At 25.7% G+C, this 22,295-nt stretch carries 18 protein-coding genes; all 18 read right to left on the reverse strand.

Annotated features, from left to right (window positions below; all coding sequences use genetic code 11):
* Positions 1–80: 80 nt before the first annotated feature.
* A complete protein-coding gene (locus BP997_RS03720) occupies positions 81–1,286 on the reverse strand; it encodes a methionine adenosyltransferase (protein ID WP_413824980.1) in 1,206 nt (401 codons plus the stop codon).
* 227 nt (positions 1,287–1,513) lie between these two features.
* On the reverse strand, positions 1,514–2,221 hold the full coding sequence (locus BP997_RS03725; protein ID WP_413824977.1) for a dihydromethanopterin reductase (acceptor): 708 nt from the start codon (positions 2,219–2,221) through the stop codon (positions 1,514–1,516).
* A gap of 48 nt (positions 2,222–2,269) precedes the next feature.
* The gene (gene glyA / locus BP997_RS03730) at positions 2,270–3,538 is read right to left on the reverse strand and encodes a serine hydroxymethyltransferase (RefSeq protein ID WP_413824974.1); all 1,269 of its coding nucleotides are present in this window, start codon (positions 3,536–3,538) and stop codon (positions 2,270–2,272) included.
* Between the two features lie 215 nt (positions 3,539–3,753).
* Complete coding sequence (locus BP997_RS03735) at positions 3,754–5,742, reverse strand: 4Fe-4S binding protein (protein ID WP_413824971.1); 1,989 nt, start codon at positions 5,740–5,742, stop codon at positions 3,754–3,756.
* Positions 5,743–5,970: 228 nt separating this feature from the next.
* On the reverse strand, positions 5,971–6,876 hold the full coding sequence (locus BP997_RS03740; RefSeq protein ID WP_413824968.1) for an AEC family transporter: 906 nt from the start codon (positions 6,874–6,876) through the stop codon (positions 5,971–5,973).
* Between the two features lie 200 nt (positions 6,877–7,076).
* Positions 7,077–8,027 (reverse strand): DNA repair and recombination protein RadA, encoded by a 951-nt coding sequence (gene radA, locus BP997_RS03745; RefSeq protein WP_413824965.1) that lies wholly within the window; start codon positions 8,025–8,027, stop codon positions 7,077–7,079.
* 36 nt (positions 8,028–8,063) lie between these two features.
* Positions 8,064–10,445 (reverse strand): OB-fold nucleic acid binding domain-containing protein, encoded by a 2,382-nt coding sequence (locus BP997_RS03750; protein ID WP_413824963.1) that lies wholly within the window; start codon positions 10,443–10,445, stop codon positions 8,064–8,066.
* Between the two features lie 310 nt (positions 10,446–10,755).
* A complete protein-coding gene (locus tag BP997_RS03755) occupies positions 10,756–12,159 on the reverse strand; it encodes an undecaprenyl-phosphate glucose phosphotransferase (RefSeq protein WP_413824960.1) in 1,404 nt (467 codons plus the stop codon).
* A 131-nt stretch (positions 12,160–12,290) separates the two neighbouring features.
* The gene (locus BP997_RS03760; protein WP_413824958.1) at positions 12,291–13,397 is read right to left on the reverse strand and encodes an acyltransferase; all 1,107 of its coding nucleotides are present in this window, start codon (positions 13,395–13,397) and stop codon (positions 12,291–12,293) included.
* Positions 13,398–13,558: 161 nt separating this feature from the next.
* Positions 13,559–14,428 (reverse strand): glycosyltransferase family 2 protein, encoded by an 870-nt coding sequence (locus BP997_RS03765; RefSeq protein WP_413824955.1) that lies wholly within the window; start codon positions 14,426–14,428, stop codon positions 13,559–13,561.
* A gap of 35 nt (positions 14,429–14,463) precedes the next feature.
* The gene (locus tag BP997_RS03770; protein WP_413824952.1) at positions 14,464–15,435 is read right to left on the reverse strand and encodes a glycosyltransferase family 2 protein; all 972 of its coding nucleotides are present in this window, start codon (positions 15,433–15,435) and stop codon (positions 14,464–14,466) included.
* 23 nt (positions 15,436–15,458) lie between these two features.
* A complete protein-coding gene (locus BP997_RS03775) occupies positions 15,459–16,487 on the reverse strand; it encodes a glycosyltransferase family 2 protein (protein WP_413824949.1) in 1,029 nt (342 codons plus the stop codon).
* Positions 16,488–16,514: 27 nt separating this feature from the next.
* Positions 16,515–17,540: an alcohol dehydrogenase catalytic domain-containing protein gene (locus BP997_RS03780; RefSeq protein WP_409198236.1), complete on the reverse strand. Its 1,026-nt coding sequence runs from the start codon at positions 17,538–17,540 to the stop codon at positions 16,515–16,517.
* 22 nt (positions 17,541–17,562) lie between these two features.
* A complete protein-coding gene (locus BP997_RS03785) occupies positions 17,563–18,267 on the reverse strand; it encodes an IspD/TarI family cytidylyltransferase (RefSeq protein ID WP_409198237.1) in 705 nt (234 codons plus the stop codon).
* Between the two features lie 144 nt (positions 18,268–18,411).
* Entirely contained in the window at positions 18,412–19,527 is a 1,116-nt protein-coding gene (locus tag BP997_RS03790; protein ID WP_409198238.1) for a CDP-glycerol glycerophosphotransferase family protein, read from the reverse strand.
* A 34-nt stretch (positions 19,528–19,561) separates the two neighbouring features.
* Complete coding sequence (locus BP997_RS03795; protein WP_409198239.1) at positions 19,562–20,596, reverse strand: ABC transporter ATP-binding protein; 1,035 nt, start codon at positions 20,594–20,596, stop codon at positions 19,562–19,564.
* Between the two features lie 32 nt (positions 20,597–20,628).
* The gene (locus BP997_RS03800; protein ID WP_413824943.1) at positions 20,629–21,411 is read right to left on the reverse strand and encodes an ABC transporter permease; all 783 of its coding nucleotides are present in this window, start codon (positions 21,409–21,411) and stop codon (positions 20,629–20,631) included.
* Between the two features lie 164 nt (positions 21,412–21,575).
* Positions 21,576–22,295, reverse strand: a 720-nt coding sequence (locus BP997_RS03805; RefSeq protein WP_413827196.1) for a glycosyl transferase, incomplete at its 5' end; no start/stop codon positions are given.

A 22,295-nucleotide genomic window follows, 5' to 3' on the forward strand; every position in this document is an offset into this window, starting at 1 on the left:
AAATAAAAATAATTTATATTCCATCTTTAAATCATGAATAATTATTTTAAAAATAAAAAAATGAAAAAATTAATTAGTGTTTAGAAAGTTCTAGCTTTACCTTTTACAACATCTTCAGTTATAGAAGAAATATTTTCGAGCCAGTCATTCATAATATTTTCAACTTTTTTATCAACATCTTCTAATTTATAACCTTTATCTAATATAACTTGAGAAGTTGCTGCTTTAGGTTGATCTATAGGTTTACCAATTTGACTTAAAATCATCAAATTAATTTCTTTAATTCCTTCTACATTTTCTACAACATCTTCTGCAATTCTATTAGATAATATATTGTAAATTTTTCCAACATGATTTATTGGATTTTTTCCAGAAGTAGCTTCCATAGACATTGGTCTGCATGGAGTAATTAAACCATTTGCACGGTTACCTCTTCCAACAGAACCATCATCTCCCATTTCAGCAGAAGTACCAGTAACAGTTAAGTAATAACCAGATTCATCAGTAGCTTCATCATTATCTGCAGTGTTCACAAAAACGTTAATTTCTCTATTAGTGAATTTAGTTGCATAATCTGCAACAATATCTTTTAATTCTTCACGAATAGATTTGTATTCATCTACATCAGAAATATATTTAGAAACCATTGCACAAGCAATAGTTAAGGTTATTTTTTCTCCTTCTCTTAATCCCATTACTTTTATATCTTCACCAATAGCAGGGTGTTGTTTTTTAAATGCTTTTGAATTTAATAATTTTTCAACATTTAAAACAATAGTTTCAGTTTCAGAAAATGGAGCATAACCTACACCGAAAGAAGTATCATTAGAAGATGGAGCACCAGCTCTTCCGAAAACATCAACTAAATCTCCAGACCCATGCCCAATTTTACATTCAACAACAGCATCGGATTCTACATTAAGATTAATAATAGCATCATCAATGAAATCTTTAGCAGATTCAATTGCCACACGATCTAATGGGAGTTTTTCACCATCATATTCAGATACACCTCTTCCTGTTAAAAGTATATCTATAGGTTTTAAGATTTCCCCACCACCAAATTGAGGGTCTGATTCTCCAGCAGTAATTTGAACTTCATCAGTGTTATGGTGAAGAACACCACCGAATCTATCTAAATATAATTCACAAAGAGCTTCACTAACAGATTCCCCTATACCATCACTGATACTATCTGGATGACCAATACCTTTTCTTTCTACAATTTCAATATCAATATTTTCTATATATGTTTGATTTAATTCTTTTACAATTATATTTCTCATAATTACACTCACATAAATGATTAGTAAATATTAATTAAATTAGGAAATTTATAATAATTTTCCATTTATTAATCTATCAAAAAATTGAGATTAAAGACAAGATTAATATTATTTAACATTTTATAATTTATTTATTATTAATTTAGATAAATAAATGTTCTTATTAAAATTTTAAAAAAAACATTTTTCATGAAAAAATAGTTAAAAAAAGGTAAAAAAAGGTAAAATTAAGAAATAATATCTTCAATATAAATTAAGACATTTTTTGGTTCTTCTAAAACTGTTATATTATCCATTGTGACTAATTTTTGAGTGTTTTCTATATCTATTGGTCTCATATGAATAGTAATTATTTTTCCGGATTTTATTGCATTAAATGGACATGCATTTTCACAAGTTCCGCAACCAGTACATTTTAAAAGATCAATTTCTTGTTTTGGTATTATTGCTTTATTAGGACAAGCTTTATAAGCTTGACATTCATCACAATCTTCACAGGTATTAAGTTCTAATTTAGCAGGTAGTACTGTTTCCACATCACCCTTTTTAATATCTACAGGAACAATAATCGTTTTTACTCCACCTTTTCCCGCTTGAGAAACAGTGTTAGTAACTAATGTATCAGATATACCATGAACAATTTTAGCTACAGTATTGGAAGTTGTTGGAGAAACAATTAGCATATCATATTTACCTAAAGAAAATCTTCCAGAAATAGGGAAACTATATTTTTGATCTGATTCTTTAGTTAATTCTTTATAACGTCCTCCAGTTATAGCTGAAACCCTTTCAAAAAGGCCATACATTTTTAATACTTCTTCCCCTGCATTAGATAAAAATACGGTAATATCATTAGTTTTAGCTAATTCTTCTAAAACTTCAACACTTTCACTTAATAAATGTCCTGCTCCAGTAAATGCCCATCCAATTTTCATAAAAAAATCTCAACTTTTTTTTTAATTTATTAAATAAAAATAAAAAATTTAAAATTGGATATATTGATATCCATCATCTTCTTTAAAAGCATAATGAACATTAGTAAAATCTTTCATGAATTCAGTAACATCGTCTTTGATTTCTTCATTATCTATAGCTACTCTTTTAATAAATTCTGCTACTTCATCCATTTCAGATTCTTTCATACCTCTTCTTGTTAATTCTTGAGTTCCCATTCTTATACCAGATGGATCATCACTATGATTTACATCATCCCCAGGTATTAAATTTTTGTTTAATATGACATTGTTAGATTCTAATTCTTTAGCTAAAATAGTAGCTTTTTTTATATTAGAAACATTCATTGCAACTTGGTGAGATTCTGTAAAACCTAAGTCTTCACACATGACATTAAATCCTCTTTCATATAATGCTTGAGCTAATGCTTGAGCATTTTTAATGGTTTGTTTAGCATAGTCTTCTCCAAATTCCATCATTTCTGCAGTTGCTATTCCTAAACCTGCTAAGTGGTGTAAATGATGATTACTTACTATACCTGGGAAAACTGCATTATTAATATCATTAGAATATTCTTTTTTAGAAAAAATAATACCTCCTTGAGGTCCAGGGAAAGTTTTATGGGTACTTCCCATTAATGCATCAACTCCATCACCTATAGGATCTTGAAATTGACCTCCAGCAATTAAACCAAGTACATGAGCTCCATCATATAAAACTTTTGCTCCAACTTCTTGTGCGGCTTCAACAGCTTCTTTAACAGGGTGAGGGAAAAGGAATAAACTTCCACCTAATAAAACTACATTTGGTTTTTCTTCTCTAATTTGTTTTTGCATTTTATCTGCATCAATATTCATGACTTCTGGGTTAAATGGATAAAATACATTTTTTAATCCACGTATTCCTGCTGCACTAACGTTTTCATGACTAATATGTCCTCCCATTGGAACTGACATTGTCATGATTTTATCTCCAGGTTTAGTAAATGCAAAAAATGTTGCTAAATTTGCTGTTACTCCAGAAATTGGTTGAACATTAACAAAATCTGCATTAAATAATTTTTTTGAAAGATCAATTGTTTTTTCTTCAATTTCATCAATATATTTACATCCTTCATATAATCTTTGACCTGCTAAACCTTCAGCATATCTATGAGATAAATCTGACGCTAATGCGGTTTTCACTTGAGAACTGGTTATATTTTCACTTGCTATAAGATTTATACTATTTTTCATCCAGTTTGTATGGTCTTTTATTAAATTTTCAAAAGTTTTAACATCCTCTTCATATTGAGACATATAATTACACCTAATTTATATTTTATATTAATTTTTAATTAAAATTGAAATTTTATTAAAATAGTTGATTATAAAAAATTTCTTAATTATATATTATTAGTTTTATTTTTTATTAATTTATAGTTTAATATAATTTAATAAAAATAATAATTTTTATAAAAATAGTATGAATAAATATTTAAAAAAAATAAAAATTTGGAGAAAAATCTCCAAAATTATTTACCAATATCTTCAAGAGCTGCATCAATTTGTGCCATAATTTGTGAAGTTTTAAAGTGATTTTGATCCATAGCTCCGGAAGGACATGCACCTACACAAGTACCGCAACCTTTACATAAAGCTACATTAATTACAGCATGAGCTTCTCCTTCTTCACCTTCAATACTAATTGCACCGAATGGACATAATTCAACACATACTTCACAAGCACCACAAACTGTATCATCTGTACTTGCAATAATTGGTTCAATTTCAACTTCACCTTTAGCCATAGGAATAGCTGCTCTAGCAGCTGCAGCTGATCCTTGAGCAACAGAATCAGGTATATCTTTAGGTCCTTGTGCTACACCAGCAATAAAGACACCATCAGTTAAAGTATCAACAGGTCTTAATTTAGGGTGTGCTTCAAGATAGAATCCATCAGCGGATTTAGATATTCCTAAAGTTTGTCTTAATTCAGTTGAACCTTCAGGTGCTTCTAAACCTACACTTAAAACAACTAAATCATAAGTGAATTCTGTAATTTTTCCAAGTAAAGTATCTTCTGCTCTAACAGTTAATGTTTTATCATCATTTTCAAATATTTGTGCAGGTCTACCTCTTAAGAATTCAATTCCATATTTTTCTTGTGAATTTTTATAAAATTCTTCATATCCTTTACCAAATGCACGAATATCCATATAATAACAAGTTACATCAGTATCAGGTTCGTGATCAATACATAATTGAGCATTCTTCATAGAATACATACAACATACTCTAGAACAGTATGGTTTACCGATTTGTTCATCTCTTGAACCTACACAATGGATAAATGCAACACGTTTAGGAGCTTCACCATCAGAAGGTTTAACTACATGTCCTTGAGTTGGTCCGGATGCATTAATCATTCTTTCAATTTCCATACCAGTGATAACATTATCAAATCTACCATAACCATATTGGTATATTCCAGATGGGTCGAAAGGATCATAACCAGTAGCTGCAATAATAGTACCTACATTAAGTTCAATTTCTTCAGGTTTTTGATCATGATTTATTGCTCCACGTTCACAGACTTTATCACAGAGATGACAATCAATACAATAATTTTTATCAATTGTTGCACATAAAGGAACTGCTTGAGGGAATGGAATATATGCTGCTTTTACCATACCTATACCCATATCGTAGTAGTTAGGTATTTCAATTGGACATACTTCAGAACAAGATCCACAACCAGTACATAAATCTTCTTCTACATATCTAGGTCTCTTTTCTACTTTAACCTTAAAGTTTCCAATATAACCATCGACTTCTTTTACTTCAGCATAAGTAATTAAATCAATATTTGCGTGTTTATGAGTATCTACCATTTTTGGTGCAAGAATACACATTGAACAATCTAATGTTGGGAAAGTTTTATCTAATTGTCCCATTCTTCCCCCAATGGTAGGGTTTCTTTCAACTAAATAAGTGTGGTAACCCATATCTCCTAAATCTAAAGCAGATTGAATACCAGTTACTCCTCCACCAATAACTAAAGCAGTTTTTTCAACACTTACTTTATTAGCTTCTAAAGGTTCAAGTAATCTTGCTTTAGCAACTGCCATACGGACTAAATCATTAGCTTTACTAGTAGCTGCTTCAGGTTCATTCATATGTACCCAAGAATCTTGTTCTCTTAAGTTAGCAAATTCAAATAAAAATTTATTTAATCCTGCTTCTTCAACACATCTTCTAAATGTTGGTTCGTGAAGTCTAGGGGAACATGCTGCGACAACAACTCTATTTAATCCATATTCTTTAATATCATTTTGGATTAATTGTTGACCTGGATCAGAACACATATATTTATAATCTTTTGCAATAACTACATTAGGTAAAGTACCCGCATATTCTGCAACGGCTTCAACATCGACAACACCTGCAATGTTTACACCACAGTGGCAAACATAAACTCCCACTTTTAATTCTTCGTTTTTTATATCTTTTTCTTCTGCCATTAAATCACCTTGTACAAGTTGATGAAATATAATCTAAAATTTATTATAAATGTTAGATATGATTTTATGTTTATGATATAAATTAATAAAGGTTTCTATTAATGATATGGAGTAAAGTTTATATATGATAAAAAAAATTTATCTTAAAAAAGATTATTATAGAAAAAATATGATTAAAATCAACAAAAAACAAAAATTAAATTATTAATTGGAAATAAAACCCCCCATTTATAGTAATGACACTAAAATGGGTATACTAATAAGACTAAGTAAAGTATTTGTAAAAATACAATCTGAAGTTAGTTTGTAATCTAAACCATAAGAGATAGCTAATACCAATGCAAACATTCCTGAGGGCATAGCTGCCTGAATTAATGAAACATTAAATTCTAAACCATGTAATCCTAATACAGTTAATATAATAAATGTTACAAATGGATAAAAAATTAATTTAATAATTGAAGTAAGAGTTACAATACTTTTATGGGTCTTAATACCTTCAAATTTTAATGAAAGACCTAATGCCAACATTATTAAAGGAATAGTGACTGCTGAAAATGATGATATAATATTAGTTGCTACTTCTCCAATTGGAATATTCATCAAATTAAATAGTATACCTAAAATTAAAGCCCATAAAGGAGGTAAAAATATTGCTTTTTTAACAGCTTGCTTAAAAGTTCCACCAAACACTAATATTAAAACGATATTCATTATTAAGAAAGTTAAAGTTGTATTAATATCAAAAAATATTGCTCTTACAAATCCAGGATTACCAAATGCCCCCAATATTATAGGATAACCCATAAAACCAGTATTACCAATAATTACTGTTAAAAGAATACTCCATAATTTTTTTTCCTCAAATTTTTTAATTTTAAGAATAATATAAACAACAGCACCTATAATAAAAGAAGATAATAATCCAACAATTGGTAAAATACTTAGTGTAGGTAAAAGGTCCATATTAGCAGCATATAAAGCTTTAAAAATCATACAAGGTAAAGCAATATTCATCACGATTTTATTTAAAGTACCTACATCAGTTGATTTAAGAAAATCTATTCTTTTAAGGAAATAACCTAAAAAAATCATGAAAATAATTGTTATCAGTGTGACAAAAAAGGGATCCATTATTAAACCTAAAAATTATTAAATAAAAAAAATTTTAAAAAAATCAAACCTAAAAATTATAAGAATAAATATCGAATAAATAGCCAAAATAATATAATAAATTGATTTTTAATTAAACTATTATAATAAGATAATAATATTATGTTATTCCAATTATTTAAATATTATCAATAAAAAAAAAAAGAAAAAAAGTAGATTATTTAATCTATAATACCATCATTAGTAATTTTAAATACACATTCTCCTTCTGGAAGATGCGGACTATCTACTAATCTTGCAATTCTTTTACCTGCTAAACCTTTTTTAAGCCAAACTCTGTAAGTTGAAGCATGCCCTAAAACATGCCCACCTATAGCTTTAGTTGGACTACCAAAGAAAGCATCAGGTCTTGCTTGAACTTGATTAGTAATGAAAACAGCAACATTATATGTATTTGCTATAGTTTGTAAAACATGCAAATGTTGATTAAGTTTTTGTTGTCTTACAGCTAATGATTCTCGTCCAACATATTCTGCTCTGAAATGTGCCATTAAAGAATCAACAATAACTAACTTAATATTAACTCCACTTTGTATTAATTCATTAATTTTATCAGCCATTAATATTTGATGAGAAGAATTAAAAGCTCTAGCAATATGAATTTTTTGTAATGTTTCTTCAGGATCTAAATCAAAAGCATTAGCTATTTGTTCAATTCTTTCAGGTCTAAAAGTGTTTTCAGTATCAATAAATACACATTCACCATCTAAACCACCTTTATCTTCAGGCAATTGAACTGTTACAGCTAATTCATGAGATATTTGACTTTTACCTGAACCAAATTCACCAAACACTTCTGTTAATGATTGAGTTTCAATACCCCCACCGATAAGTTCATCAAAACCTGAACTTCCAGTAGTAATACGACCCACATCTTTTCTTCTTTCCATTACTTCAAATGCAGTTTCAAAATCAATATCTTCAGCTTTACGTGCAGCTTCTATAACTTTTTCTGCAACACCCTCACCAATTTCTGCTTTTACAGATAATTCCTTTGGAGTAGCAGTTGCTAATCTCATCATATCTGCAAAACCTGCATCCTGTAATTTTTCAGCTGTTTTTTCACCTACACCAGGTAAGTCCTTAAGTTCTATATCTTCCATAATTACCATTCCTAATTAATATTTTTATTATTTTAAACTCATAATCTAAAGTGATTTAGATAAAATTTTTTTAGGATTTAATCTAATTGATTCATTATATTCATCGAAATTAGCATCTGCAATAATTTCTATTGATATTCCATTTAAATCTTCAATTTTGCTTTCTAAAACACTTAAATCTTCACTATTTTCAAAAATTTGAACAATTTCAGATTTTGTCATTTCTAATAATTCCTCAACTAATTCACCAAAGAAAGTTACGGATATTTCACCAGTATCATCTGCAATTCTTGCAGGAATCATTAAAAGATATTTTGGTTTTTCTACTTCTTCACCGCAATAATCACATACATATCCTTTATCTTCATTATTTTCTAAAGTATTATTACAGCTAGGACATTTTAAAAGTACTAATTTATCACCGTAAGGATCTTTTAATGTTCCATTAATTCTTATATTTATATCATCATCTTCTAATGATTCTATACTTTTTTCTTGATAAATAATATCTTTTAATTCATCAAATGTAGGTAAATTATCTAATTCTTCCTCATTTGGGGATATTAAATTTGTATTATTTCCAATACTTAATATTATTCTATCATCTCTAAAAGATACACGAGGGTTTTCTATTTTAACTGCACTTCCAACATCAAATTCTTGTAAATTTGTTTTAGCATCCCATAAACTAGCTTTAATTGAACCAGTATCATCAGCTAAATCTATACTTCTAACCATTCCCGGTGTTCCATCTGTTTTTTGAAATTCATGAATATCTTGTATATCTAAAATTCTTGCTACAACACGAATATTTTTATCATCTTCATTTAATTCATCGATTTTCTTTTTTTCATATAATGTTTCTTCTAATTCTGCAAATGAAGGTAAATCTGTGACTTCATCTTCTTTAAGTTCAATTACTCTTGCAGTTTTTCCTATATTGAGTTCTATTTCACTCATTCCAAGTTTAGTTCTAGCATTCTCAAGTTGAAAAGGTTTACCTAATTGAAGATTAGAATTTATTGCTTTATCATCCCAAAAAGAAACACGAACACTACCAGTTCGATCCGCAAAATCTGCAGATCTAACAGTGCCTACACTTCCATCATCTCTTTGAAATTCTCTAGAATCATTTAATGATATAACTCTTCCTAAAATATCAACTTCTTCACCATCATCATCATCAAAACTTTGAACTTGTTCAATTGGTAAAGGTCCAAGTTTTGATTGTGATTCTTTCAAAGTACTAACCAAATCATCATATCCCTTAGGATCTATAACAAATCGTGTGTTCCAATTTGTATTAATTCTATAACCAGATTTAGCATAATCATCATATTCAATATTTCCACCAATAATTTCTACAATATCCCCTTTGTTAAATTCTAAATTAGTATCATCATTCCATAAAGTCACTCTAATAGAACCTGTATCATCAGCTATTTCTATTGATTTAACATGACCCTCACTACTATCTTTTCTTTGAAAAGAAATTGTATCTTGTATTTTAGTAATTATCCCTAATATTGTAACATCTTTTTGCTCATGAGCTTCCCCTAACTTGAATAATGTTTCTTCAAATTCTGGAACATCAAAATCGCCTTTAATTGTTCGACCATCCCAATGAGACAATGATACTTCCCCATTTCTTTCTTTAACATGAGCACCTAATATTTTTATAGTATCATTCTCATTTAAATCAAGAGTTTCTATTAATTTAACATCTTTATTCCATAAGGTATAAGATATTTTACCAGTAGAATCTTGAATTTCAATGGAAGTAACTTCCCCTTTTTTACCATTACTATTATATTTTCTAATTTGAGGTATTCTTATTATTCTACCTATTATATTAACTGTTTCATTAGGAACTATATCCTTAATCATAGTTATAGGTTCTTCATATCTTGGAAAATCTGGGAAATCATCTGAATTTAAAACTTTCATATTGGATCGAGGTTTTAAATGTACTTCTAAACCTCTATAACCATCTTTAGATTCAACATTAGTTATTTGTACAACATCCCCTTCCTTAATGTTTTTAAGATGTTTGATATTTTCTGTCCATAAAACAACTCGTATATTTCCAGTATCATCAGCAAGTTTCAAGTTACATAATTTACCATCATTTCCTTGTCGAGAGGTAAATTGTTTAACATCAGATATTCCCATGATTCTACCAGTAAGTGTTAAATCATTAATATTTGCTTCTAATTCATTAATTTTATACTTTGCATGTTTTTCATTAGAAATTGGATCATTATTTTCATCAATAAATGTTCCTACAACCATTCGTGCCATATCAATGTCTTTAACAAAACTAACATCTTCATATTCTTTTTTTAGTGAGTCCATTTTCTCTAAAAATTCTTTTTCAGAGACTTGGTCTTTAACTTTTTCATATTCATCTAATATTTCTTGATCCATACCAAACCCTCAATTGTAATTAAACAATAATTTAAAGTTTTTATATAATATGTTTTTTCTAAGAGCATTTGAAAAATAATATATTAAATTAATTTTCAATACCTAAAAAAAATATATTCCTATTACAAAATCAATAAAATTACTGTTCCCTTTTTTTATTAATCTAAAATGAAAACATTTTATAATTAATAAAAAAATTTAATATAAAATATTTAATATTAATTATATTTTTTATATATTTTAATTTTATTTATTATTAAAAGTAATCTAAATAAAAAAACTATCCTAAAAAATAGAAGAAAAAAGAAAATTAATAAGCATTTTTATTACTTTTAAAAACTGTTTTGAAAAGTATAATTACATCCAAACCAAAATGCCAATTTTCTACATATTCAATATCATATTGTATACGTTTGTTAATAGATGTATTGCCTCTACATCCATGTATTTGAGCCCAACCTGTTAATCCAGGGCGAACTTGATGTTTAACCATATATTTAGGTATTTCTTTTCTAAATTTATCCACAAAATATGGTCTTTCTGGTCTTGGACCCACAACACTCATATCCCCTTTTAATACATTGAAAAACTGTGGAAGTTCATCAATGCTTGTTTTTCTAATAAAATCGCCAACTTTAGTTTTTCTGGAATCATTAGGAGTAGTCCATCCAGTTTCTTCATCTTTTTCACTTTGAACTTTCATGCTTCGAAACTTATACATTATAAAAGGTTTTCTTTTATAACCTATTCTTTCCTGTTTAAAAATAATGGGTCCTGGAGATTCAATTTTAATTGCAATAGCAGTTAATAGCATTATTGGAGAAGTGATAATGATTGCTATTATAGAAATCAAAATATCTTCAACAACTTTTAAAAACTTATTAAATGTATCATCTAAAGGAACATAGCGAATATTTATAATTGGTAAATCATCAATCATATCCACAGAAGGTTTAGCTGGAAGATATTTATAATAATCTGGGAGAATTTCCGCTTTGATTCCAGCATTTTCACATATATCAACTAATTCAGTTAATTTAGGAAAATATTCTAAAGATATAGCTATAACAACCCTATCAAAATTATGTTTTGTTAATATAGGTTCTAAATCATTGAAAGTTCCAACAAATCTGGTTCCTTCAATTTCTTGACCCAAATGTTCTTTTCGACCTAATAATCCTCTAACAGAATATCCTAAATATTTTTTTGCCTTGATTTTTTTAATAAAAGTAAAAGCCAAATCATTATCGCCAACAACTAGAATATGTTTCAAATTATGATCTTTTGACCTAATCAATCTTAACATTGCACGAATTAATGCTCTTTCAATAATACCATAAATTATACCAAATATACCTAAAAGAAATAAGAGTATTCTTGAAAAATCAGGTTGATTAATAAGAAATAAGAAAGCTACTAAGACCATAAAAGACATTAAATTTGCTTTAATAATAGATGTTGCTTCTGAAAAAATTGATTTTTGATTTCTAAATGGTTTATATAATCCAAAAAAGTAGAAAAATAAGAGATAAACTGGTATTACTGCAAATAAAGTAAATATGAAATAAGATCCAAAACCAAGATATCCTCCAATAGGTCCAAATATGGTTGTTTTAAATCTAATATAAAATGCAGTAAGTAATGCAAATAAAATTATTACAACATCTGTTAAAACTAATATCGCATTTAAAAATTGTTGATTTTGTTTAATCATTGAATAATTCCACTTTTTTTATAATTTAAATTAAATCAATATAAAAGAATTTATTATTTAATTCTATATAAAAACCTTTATTTTAATATATTTATTTATAAAAACCTAAAAATTTTAATTAAAAAAATAGATTAAATAGCGCCTGTGAATTTTTTGAAAAATGGAATCTTACTAAGCACTAACATTGCTACCCAAGCTACTAAGAATAAAACTAATGACAATATTGGAATTGAAATTAGTGCATTCATAGAAGCAAAATCTACATTCATTACCCATAACAATTTAAATAGCAATAAATGACTTAAATAAATACCAAAAGAGAAAATACTAATAGATAATATAATATTTGCTGATTTTCCTTCACTGAAATAAGTTGTAATATTGTTTTTAGTTATTGAATTAAAATTAATATTTTTAAATATTAAAAATAAACTAATAGCTTGAAAAACGGTTGTTAAATCATAATAATCTATTCCTTGGAATGAACCTGCAATAAGTGAATTATTATATATCATGAAAACTTTAAGAATTGTTGAAATAATTAATACACCAACCCATAAATAATTATTTTGGGAAAGTTTAGTTTTTGTATTGTGTAAATAATATCCTAAAATAAAATATCCTAAAGGTCCGGCAAAATATCTTAAATCTATATTAACATAAGGTAACTTGAATGTTGTAAAAACACATGTTACAAGCCAGATAATTAAAAAGTATTTCACTTCATCAAATGATGAATTTTTAATCCATTTATTAATAATTGGAGTTATAAGATAAACGCTTAAAATCATCCATACAAACCAAAAGTGATTTAAATAACCAGGTTGTCCTAAAAACATGTTAATTATAAATGATATAATTGAAATAATTGAATTATAATCTGGTACTTTACCTTCAGTAAAACCAAAGACGAAACTAAAGATTACATAAACACTTCCCCAAAATAAAAATGGAATTAATATACGGGAAAATCTTTTTTCAATGAATCCCTTAAAATTATAGTCCCGATTAAGTAGTAATGTTCCAGAAATCATTATAAATATAGGTATTGATATTTTTGCAAAAGTACTGTAAAAATCTGCAAATAACCAATTAATATTTACAGGAGAGTGTATTAATGTTTCAGCAGAAACATGACCCACAACAACTAAAAATATTGCAAAAGCTTTTAAAAAATCTAAATAAAAAATTCTTTTTGAGCTAACTTTACCTGGTATTAATATATTTTTCAATTGCATGGAAATCGGTTTATTAAAAATTTTAAAAAATTAATTATTCTAATATAACTATTAAATAAGGTATAATATAAACATATCGAATTTATAGCTTGTTAAAAATTAGTTAATTACTTATTTATTATTCATTGAAAAAAAATTTAAGGATAAGTAAACATTCCAAATTAATTCGTTTTAAATAAATTTAAAATTAATTTTACAATAAATTGAAAAAAAATTCCAAAATATACAATAAAATTTACAATAACAGAATACTTTTTTGTATAATGTTTTTTATAAAATATATACATTGATTTATGAAATTCATATACCAATTTAAAACTTTTTTTACTACTAGAACCTTTATAATGTATAATTTCGCTTTTACCAAAATAAATTATTTTCCACCCAGATTCTTTAATTCTGTAACACCAATCAATATCTTCACCATACATAAAATAATCTTCATCAAGAAGACCAACTTGATTTATTACTTCCATTTTAACTAACATGAAAGCGCCGACTAAACAATCGATTTCATAAACTCCATTGTTATCTAAATCATCTAAGTTATAATTATTTATATCTGAATTTTTATTAGGAATGTGAAATAATTTATAAAATGAGTTTATTGGATTTGGAAAACTACGTTTACATGCTTTATCCAACTCTCCATTTGGAAGAGAAACTTTACATCCTAAAGCCCCAACATCAGGATAGCTTTTAATATAATTTAAACATTGATTTAAAACATCACCCTTAATTATAGTATCAGAATTTAAAAGCAAGACATATTTAGAGCTTGATTTTTTAATAGCTAAATTATTTGCATATGCAAATCCCATATTAGAATTATTTTTTATAAAAATTATTTTATGATTTTTTACTTCTTTAAAGAAAGTTTTCTCTAATTTTTCTAAACTACCATCATCAGATTTATTATCTACTATTATAATATTATAAGTAAAATTGGGATTACTAAGCAATATTGAATTTATTGAATTTTTTGTTAATTCATATGTCCTAAAATTAACTATTATTATTGATAAATCCATTTTTTCCCCATCCTTATAATATTTTTAAAGAAAATTTATTTTTTAAATAATTTAATAGTGTTAACTATTAATTTCCACTCAATTTTAAAATAATTTTTAAAATTTTTATTTTGATAATGAACTTTTCTTATTTTACTTTTATCATTTAATCCTTCTTTAATACCAGTTAAATAGACCTTCCCAAAACCTTTTTTAACAAAAAATAAATATTTTATTAAAAAACCTAAAAAAATAAATGCTATGTTAATTATTTTTTGAGGAATTGGAAGATTTTTATAAATTACTAAAACATTATTTCGAGCAGATAAACGAATTTTAAATTCATTATATTTAGATCCACTACTTCCACTCCCAATATGATAAACTATTGATTCAGGACAATATACATTTTTATATCCATTAATTTGTGCTCTGTAAGCTAAATCAACATCTTCCATGTAAGCAAAAAAATTTTCATCAAAACAGCCTAATTTTATTACTAAGGATCTTTTATATAAAGCTGCACCTGCACAACTACTAAATGTCTCTCTTTCTTTAGTATATTTATTTATATTTTGACCATTACCTACTTTTTTTGTATAAGCTAATAAAGTATATTCATCTCCAGCATCATCTATTAAATTCCTATTATTAAATTGAATCATTTTTGATGCTGATGAAAATATGAAATCATCTTTTGTAATACAATTTATCAAAGGAGATATAGAGTTATTATTTAATTCAACATCATTATTTAAGAATAATAATAATTCAGATTGTGCTATTTTTATTCCCTGATTTGTTGCCTTTGCAAAACCTAAATTTTCTTTATTTTGGATTAAAATAATTTGTAAGGGATAATCTAAATTCTTTTGATAGTCTTTTATAATGTTCACACTATTATCTGTTGAACCATTATCAACAATGATAACTTCTCTTATATGTTTATTTTGACTGATTAAAGATTCAAAATATATATTTAAAAAATTTTCACCATTATAATTTGGGGTTATAATTGAAACTTTCATTTAATTAACCTAATACTTAAATTTTAGATGCTGTTTTTAAATGTTTTCCATAAAATATAATAAATTTTAGGACTTATTAAAAATATTTCTGTTTTAAATAAAAACAATAAGTCAGTTTTTTCATAAGGCTTAAAACCTCTAAGTTTTCTAACATAATCTATTTCTTTCATTTTATCCATTACTTTATTAAACGGATAATTTTTATAAAATAAATACATTAAATTTCCAAATATAGCTTTGGGTATCCTATAATTAGTGATTAAATCTATTAACTCTTCAACATAAGGATAATTAATTAATTCTTCTTTTGGCATATTATAATCATGATAATATATTGCTAAATTTTCTAATATTTTTATAAAATTAAATCTTTCAAGAAAACTTTGAGATGTTGAAGATGAACTATTTTGTAAATAGAAATAACTTGGTTTAGCAGTATAACCTACTTTTTTAACATGAATTAATGATTTTAATGCAAATTCAGTGTCTTCACCATAGGATACATTAGCAGTGAATCTTAAACCATTTTCATCTAAAATTTGTTTATCATACATTATCTGACAAAATCTAAATGGGATTTTCATCATTAATTCTTGTTTTATTAAATCATAATTCCCTATAATAGATTTACCCTTAATAGAATCATATGCTGTTGGTTTGGTTAGTACTACTCCATCTTGACTAATTATTAACATTTGAGTAAAAGAAAAATCGCAATCTTTTTCTATTATTGATTCATATAACCATTTAATATGATTTTTACCAATATAATCATCCCCATCCAAAAAAACTATATATTTTCCTTTAGCCAAATCTAAACCTTTGTTTCTAGCTGTACTAACTCCTTTATTTTCTTGATAAAAAATTTGAAAAGGAATATTAGATTGAGATAGTAAATTATCAACTTTTTCTATACTATCATCATATGATCCATCATTAATAATAATAACTTCAAAATCATTGAAAGTTTGGTTTATAAGAGATAATAATGTATTTTCTATGTAATTAGAATTGTTAAAAACTGGTATTATAACACTAACTTTTGGATTCATTAAATATCTCCTTTTATTTCATGATTTTTATTTATTCCAAACTAAAACAGTTTTACCAAAATTTGAATTAAAATCTTTATCAAATGCTTTAGTAATATCATTTAAATTATTTATCTCAATTGTTTCATTGATAATATTTTCTAAGTATTCTAATATTTTTGGATTTTCTTTAAATAAATTAATAGCCCCTAAGAAATCTTTTCTACCACTACGTGTTGTTCCAAACAATATTAATCCTTTCTCTAAAATCATTCTAGTGTTAATTTGAATAGGATATTCAGATACTCCAAGTATAGAAATAGTGCCTTCCGGATTTATTAAATCTATAATTTGGGATATTGCGGACTGAGAATTTAATCCCCCTACAGCTTCAAATGCATGATCAATAGTTAAATCCTTTGGTATTTCATTGATTTTATAAGTTTTATCAACAAATGAAAACATTTCCAATTTTTCATCATTAACCCCAAAAACTATTATCTTTGAATTGGGAAATATAATTTTTAAGAGAAGAGAAGTGATATAACCTAAATTACCATCACCCCAAATACCTATAATATTTTTATTTTTATTAGAATGTTTTTTAAATCTCAATATTGCTTGATAACTAACTGTAACAAGTTCAGTGAATGCTAAAACATTAAGATTACAATTATTAGGTATTTTAATTAATCTATCTGGTTTTAATGATACATAATCTTCCATGAATCCATCATAACCACTAGATCTAAATTTACTAGAAGTTAAATAATTTTCAGCAATAACTTTATCATTTTCTATGGGAATATTAGGAATCATAACCACATTATCACCAACATTAAAATGACCAGTCCCATCTTTAATTACTTTACCTACACCTTCATGTATTAAAGCCATTGGAAGTTTATTATTTAATACTTCTGGAACCCTACTACCTTGATAATATCTTTGATCTGCATTACAAATTGACAAGTGAGTTGGACGAACTATAACCTCATTTTCCAAATCATTTATTTCTCCGTAAACCTCTTCAAATAACTTTGGAGAAACAAGTCTATATATAATATTAATCATCAAATACCACCAATATTTTATATTATTCTTCATTAAGAATTGAATTAGCTACTTTTAAATCATATGGATATGTAATTTTAATATTAGTTACTTCCCCATTAACTAAAAAAACATCCTCATTATTCATGATAAAAATCTTTGCAGCATCAGTTAAAATTGATTTTTCATTATTAGATAATTTATTGTAAAGTTCTTTCAATTTGAGAATTTTAAAAGATTGGGGTGTTTGACCTTGATACATATTTATTCTATTTGGAATATCACTAACAAATTGACCGTTTAAACTTTGAACAATTGTATCAGATGCAGGAATTATAGTATCACACGCACCATACTTAATTACAGCATTAATATTATCTTCAATGATCCTATGTGTAACAAATGGTCTTACTGAATCATGAGTAACAATGATATCTTCAGAATTAATTGAAAAATTAGATTCAATGTAATTAATAGCTTTCATAATAGTTTCATTTCTTACATTTCCTGCTTCAATAACTATTATATTTTGATTATCCTTTATGTATTTATTAATAAGATCTTTAGTATAATTAATCCATTGCTTTGGACATAAAACAATGATTTTATTAAAATTAGGATTAATATAAAATTTTTCTATAGTGTGAATTATTATAGGTTTATTTCCTAAGAAAAGAAATTGTTTAGGTTTATCTACATTTCCCATTCTAATTCCAGTTCCACCTGCTAAAATAGCCGCAAATATCATGTTTTTCACCATTAAATAAAAAGTTCTTTAAACTCAAAATAACAAAGTTTATAGAATATATTATCTTAATTATGTTTTTCATTATAAATAATATTTATATTTATTATATTGAATCCTTAAAAATAGGGTTTTAAAATTTTGTAATTAATTTTTTAATACATAATCAAGAATTCGTTTAGAAGACATATCATCAAAATAATCAAATTGATAGTTTGCAAAACTACCAATTTTATCAAAATCAAAATTTAAAGATTTAATTGTATCAATTAATTCTTGTGAATCATAAACGATAGGTCCCGGAACATTTTTTTTATAATTATAATAAAACCCTCGTTCTTTAGTTTCATAATCTTCTAAATCAAAACTAAAGAAAATAGATGGCTTTTTCAAGAAACTAAACTCAATCATAATAGAAGAATAATCGGTAATTAATATATCTGACAATAACAATAACTCTTGCTCATTTTCATAATGAGTGCAATCTATAACTTCATTTGATTTTAAAATTTTAAATATATTAGAATTTTCACTAACAACTTCTCTTATTTTTGGATGTAATCTTACAATTAAAGCATAATCTTTACCTAATTGATTATTAAATTTTTTAACATCGAAAAAATTAAAAATATTAGCATATTTCTCATTTTCCCTAAATGTAGGGGCATAAAGTATAATTTTCTTATTTTTAATTTCTGGATGTTCTTTTTCAAAATTAATTCGTATTTTATTTAAATTTTTTTCAGACAAATTTTCCTTTGAATAAAAATCAGTTTTAGGAATTCCAAGAGGTAAAATTTTATTTTTATTAATATTAAAAGCATTTTTGTAAAAATCAATTATATTATGAGAAGTAACTATAAGATATGTTGTTTTTCTAGATATTTCACTTAATAATTCTTTTCTAGATTCATCTTTTAGTATAGAATAACCAAATTTCTTAAAAGCCCCTGGTGCATGCCATAATTGGATTATTTTAACATCCCTATTAAAATTCATAAATGCCATTGGAAAAAAGTTATCATTTAAAAAAATATATTTAGAAGTTGCTAAATTATAAAAATTTAATAATGAAATTTTATCTTTTTTAAAAAAAGTATAATCATAATCAGATTCTTCTTTATTTAATTCCTTGATAATATATTTAAAATTATCTTCAAATGACTTATTTTTATCTGTTATGAAAGTTATTTTATTTGATTTTAATGGAAAAATTCTACAAATATTAAAAAAAAATCCCATTAGCTTGTGTTTAAAGTACATACAATGACCTAAAAGTTTTAACAAAAATTTTTAATTAATATAATTCAATATTATGTAACTCCTCTGCTGATGCTTCTTTAGCTGTTTCAATATAAGCATCACAAACTTCATCAACATCCCCGTCCATAACAAGATTACCGTGATCCAACCATAAAACTCTTTTACATAATTGTCTAATTTGATCAACAGAATGTGAAACTAAAAATACGGTTACTCCAGAACCCATCATAGATTTAAGTTTATCTCCACTTTTTTTCTTAAATTTTACATCCCCAACAGATAAGACTTCATCTAAAATTAAAATATCTGGTTCAACTATAGTTGCAACTGAAAAACCTAATTTAGATAGCATACCTGAAGAATAATTTTTAATTGGAACTTGAATAAATTCACCTAACTCGGAAAAATCAACTATTTCATCATATTTTGATTGTAAAAAATCTTTTTGATATCCTAAAATTGCACCATTTAAAAAAATATTTTCTTCACCAGTATAATTATAATCAAAACCTGCACCTAATTCAAGTAAAGGTGCAATTCTACCATGAGACTCAACATTACCTTTAGTTGGTTTCATAACCCCTGCTAAAATTTTCAATAATGTACTTTTTCCAGCTCCATTAAATCCTATTATACCTACTCTTTCACCTTTATGAACTGTGAAAGAAAGATTATTTAATGCTAAAAAATGTGTTTTAGGTTTAATCTCGTGTTTAATCCTTTTTATAACATATTCTTTTAGATTATCTACTTTTTCTTGATTTAAATTAAATTCCATTGTTAAATTTTCTACTTTTATGGCTATTTCATTAGAAATATTATAAGGAAGTGATTGAAATTCATTATCTTCTTCTTTAGTGTTTATATCATTAATTGTGCTTCCTAAACCTTGTTCATCTAAAAAATTATCAGAATGATTTTTATCCCTTTCTATTAATTGACCAGAGGTTTTAGAGAGACTATAATTTTTATTTACTTTAATAAGATTTTTATCTTTCTCAGCTTTTTTCTTTGCATCTTCAATAGATTTTTCTATGATCTCATTATTTGATTCAATATCAGCACCCATTATTTAACCTCCTCTTTAATTTTGTCATTTTTTTATAAATATAATATGAATTTATCTTGGTATTTGTAAAAAATATACATTCCTATAAATAATAATACAAATGCAACTATTCCCAATACAATCATGTATTTTATATTAGGAAATATTCCTCCTAGAATAGCATCCCGTGCTCCAGCAATAGCTAAATAAACAGGATTTAATTCGAATAAAAATTGATATTGTTGAGGTAATACTTCAACAGGATAAAATATTGCTGATGCATACATTAAAGTCATAGTGAAAACACCATACAAATATCTAATATCTGTGAAAAATGTTGTTAAAGTAGCTAAGATTAAACCTACACCAATCGCCATTATAACTAATAAGAATACTGGAATTATTGTAAATATTATAGTAGGATGGAATGGTGCATTTGTAACAAGCATTACTAAAACTAGTACTACTAAAGATATTAAAAAATTAACTAATTCCGAACAGGTTGTCCCAAGTGCAAACATATACTTTGGAAGGTAAATTTTTTTAATTATGCCAGCATTCCCTTTAATTGATTCCATTGCACCATTAGTAGCAGCATTAAATAAGTTAAATATTAAAAATCCTGTTAAAAAATAAACTGGGAAATTATCAATTGACATTTTAAAGACATAAGAAAAAATAAAGGTTAATACAACCATAGTTAATAATGGATTTAAAAAACTCCATAATAAACCTAAAACAGAATCCTTATATTTACCTTTTATATCTCTTTTCACAAGTTCTACTAACAAAAATTTATATTTAGTAAAATTTGAAATAAAACGTTTATCAAACATTGCAATACCTAATTAGTTTTTAATATTCTTTCTTAAGATTTTAAAATTAGATTAAATAAAATTAGTAATCTAAATATTAAATTATTAATTTTATTATTTATTTCTTCTTTTATAAAAATTACCATTTAAAATAAAAAAAATATGAAATATTATAAAGTATAAAATTAAATTTTAAGTTTATGAATAAAATTCTTAATTTTCATTCTTCTTTTTCTGGATTTTTTGATATTATTAGAAGCTTTTACAAATTCATCAAAATTTTTATTTTTAAGGGGTTTAACTAATGGAATATAAATTGTTTCACCAAAATCCGGAGTATATTTTAATTGTTCGGTTAATATAGGCCCCATTCTTTTTGCAAGATCTTTTTTATCCATATTTGAAATATCACTAGCAATGAAACTTGTTAACCAAAATACTAAATGAGCCCTAAATACATTTGAAAAATATTTCTCTTGATTTAAATTTATTAGCATGTCCCATGTTTCATAATAGCCTGAAATCATAGCATCTAAATATTTTTTATTTCTAACATGAATAGTTGATTTATCTTCATCGGTATCACGTATCTTATAATTATAACCAAAGTAATTATCCAAATAAACAATAGAATTAGATTGTAATAATACATTTATGAAAAAATTTAAATCTTCAGCTAACATTCCTTCTAAGAATCGTATATTATGTTCATTAAGAAAAGATTTTCTAAACAATTTTATCCATATGGCAGGACCTATGTCAAAAAATCTTAAATCTTCATCTATTGAACTAATCTTTATTTTATCAAAATCAGGACCGAAAATATATGTATGTTTTTCTTTTATGTTCTTATATTCTTCAAAATAATTTGAAGATACCATATCTGCATTTTCTTTAGTTATGGT

Origin of the sequence: Methanobrevibacter sp. UBA412 (assembly GCA_002495685.1) — an archaeon.
In the GTDB taxonomy this organism is placed as follows: Archaea; Methanobacteriota; Methanobacteria; order Methanobacteriales; family Methanobacteriaceae; genus Methanobrevibacter_A; species Methanobrevibacter_A acididurans.

What these genes read in the sequence shown, in the direction of transcription:
- BP997_RS03785 (WP_409198237.1), bottom strand. Translation starts at nt 18,267, where the DNA reads ATGATATTTGCGGCTATTTTAGCAGGTGGAACTGGAATTAGAATGGGA.
- BP997_RS03770 (WP_413824952.1), bottom strand. Translation starts at nt 15,435, where the DNA reads ATGAAAGTTTCAATTATAACCCCAAATTATAATGGTGAAAATTTTTTA.
- BP997_RS03720 (WP_413824980.1), bottom strand. Translation starts at nt 1,286, where the DNA reads ATGAGAAATATAATTGTAAAAGAATTAAATCAAACATATATAGAAAAT.
- BP997_RS03755 (WP_413824960.1), bottom strand. Translation starts at nt 12,159, where the DNA reads ATGATTAAACAAAATCAACAATTTTTAAATGCGATATTAGTTTTAACA.
- BP997_RS03775 (WP_413824949.1), bottom strand. Translation starts at nt 16,487, where the DNA reads ATGAATCCAAAAGTTAGTGTTATAATACCAGTTTTTAACAATTCTAAT.
- BP997_RS03795 (WP_409198239.1), bottom strand. Translation starts at nt 20,596, where the DNA reads ATGGGTGCTGATATTGAATCAAATAATGAGATCATAGAAAAATCTATT.
- BP997_RS03725 (WP_413824977.1), bottom strand. Translation starts at nt 2,221, where the DNA reads ATGAAAATTGGATGGGCATTTACTGGAGCAGGACATTTATTAAGTGAA.
- radA (WP_413824965.1), bottom strand. Translation starts at nt 8,027, where the DNA reads ATGGTAATTATGGAAGATATAGAACTTAAGGACTTACCTGGTGTAGGT.
- BP997_RS03790 (WP_409198238.1), bottom strand. Translation starts at nt 19,527, where the DNA reads ATGTACTTTAAACACAAGCTAATGGGATTTTTTTTTAATATTTGTAGA.
- BP997_RS03735 (WP_413824971.1), bottom strand. Translation starts at nt 5,742, where the DNA reads ATGGCAGAAGAAAAAGATATAAAAAACGAAGAATTAAAAGTGGGAGTT.
- BP997_RS03760 (WP_413824958.1), bottom strand. Translation starts at nt 13,397, where the DNA reads ATGCAATTGAAAAATATATTAATACCAGGTAAAGTTAGCTCAAAAAGA.
- glyA (WP_413824974.1), bottom strand. Translation starts at nt 3,538, where the DNA reads ATGTCTCAATATGAAGAGGATGTTAAAACTTTTGAAAATTTAATAAAA.
- BP997_RS03800 (WP_413824943.1), bottom strand. Translation starts at nt 21,411, where the DNA reads ATGTTTGATAAACGTTTTATTTCAAATTTTACTAAATATAAATTTTTG.
- BP997_RS03765 (WP_413824955.1), bottom strand. Translation starts at nt 14,428, where the DNA reads ATGGATTTATCAATAATAATAGTTAATTTTAGGACATATGAATTAACA.
- BP997_RS03780 (WP_409198236.1), bottom strand. Translation starts at nt 17,540, where the DNA reads ATGATTAATATTATATATAGACTTGTTTCTCCAAAGTTATTTGAAGAG.
- BP997_RS03750 (WP_413824963.1), bottom strand. Translation starts at nt 10,445, where the DNA reads ATGGATCAAGAAATATTAGATGAATATGAAAAAGTTAAAGACCAAGTC.
- BP997_RS03740 (WP_413824968.1), bottom strand. Translation starts at nt 6,876, where the DNA reads ATGGATCCCTTTTTTGTCACACTGATAACAATTATTTTCATGATTTTT.